This window comes from Bacillus sp. MN7755 (assembly GCF_054771475.1).
Map to the genome: position 1 here is coordinate 1 of NZ_BTRL01000045.1, position 1,253 is coordinate 1,253.

At 35.8% G+C, this 1,253-nt stretch carries 2 protein-coding genes; both read left to right on the forward strand.

All coding sequences use genetic code 11. From position 1 onward, the window contains the following. Positions 1 to 24: 24 nt before the first annotated feature. The gene (locus ACYVEC_RS30135; RefSeq protein WP_063223171.1) at positions 25 to 321 is read left to right on the forward strand and encodes a transposase; all 297 of its coding nucleotides are present in this window, start codon (positions 25 to 27) and stop codon (positions 319 to 321) included. Between the two features lie 8 nt (positions 322 to 329). Beyond that, complete coding sequence (locus tag ACYVEC_RS30140; RefSeq protein ID WP_142332761.1) at positions 330 to 1,211, forward strand: IS3 family transposase; 882 nt, start codon at positions 330 to 332, stop codon at positions 1,209 to 1,211. The last annotated feature ends 42 nt before the right edge of the window (positions 1,212 to 1,253 follow it).

Consider the following 1,253-nt stretch of genomic DNA (forward strand, 5'->3'; position numbering starts at 1 on the left):
GTTTACTATGGAGGGGATTTTTCTGTGGGCAAAATTAGGGTCACTTACGATGTGGAATTTAAGAAAAAAGCTGTAGATTTATATTTAAAAGAAGGTATGAGCTATAAAACTATTGCGACAGAATTAGGTATTCATCATTCAGTTGTAAGTCGATGGGTGAAACACTTCGAAGCTGAAGGTATCAAAGGACTAGAAGAAAAACGTGGGAAAGCAAAAGGTCCCGGTTTAGGTAGACCAAGAACGAAACCCGAAAATTCAGAGGCTAAGATTAAACGATTAGAAGCGGAGAATGCGATGTTAAAAAAGCTCTTAGGAATGTAAAAGGAGGCGTGCCAGCTATATCCAAAATGAGAAAGTTTGAAGTGATATATGAGATATTAGAAACAGGATATACAGTTACTCTATTATGTGCCATTGCTGGTGTAACCCGAAGTGGCTATTACAAATGGATAAAGCGACACGCAGTGCCTTCTAAAAAACAATTAGCGGACACTGAATTCAAGAAAAAAATATTGGAGTGTCATACAAAACTAAGAGGGATTTATGGATATAGAAGAATACAAGTGTGGCTGAAAGCCACATATAACCTTCATTTGAATCATAAGCGTATCCAAAGATTGATGAATGAATTAGGTATCAAAGCTATAATTAGGAAAAAACGACCTTATTACGGAAAAAAAGAGGCGTATGTGACTTCAGAGAACCATCTAAATAGAAACTTTCAAGCTTCAAGACCAAATGAGAAATGGGTAACGGATATTACCTACTTAATTTTCAATGGACAGCGCTTGTACTTATCCGCCATTAAGGATTTATATAATAATGAGATTGTTGCCTATGAAATCAGTCGTAGAAATGACTTAAAGCTTGTTTTAGATACACTTAAAAAGGCAAAGAAAAAACGAAATGTGAAGGGAATCCTCTTGCATAGTGATCAAGGATCCCAGTACACCTCTCGTCAATATAATCAATTACTTAAAAAATATCAGATGAAGGCAAGTATGTCTCGAAGAGGCAACTGTTGGGATAATGCTTGCATGGAAAACTTCTTCAGTCACTTTAAGGCAGAGTGTTTTCATTTAACCTCCTTCCGTAAAGCGAATGAGGTTAAACTTGCCGTACGCAAATATATACATTTTTATAATCATCAAAGATTTCAAAAGAAATTAAATAACCTGAGTCCATATAAATATAGAACTCAGGTTGCTTAGTTGCGCTTTTTAAATACTGTCTACTTGACAGGGGTCACTCCA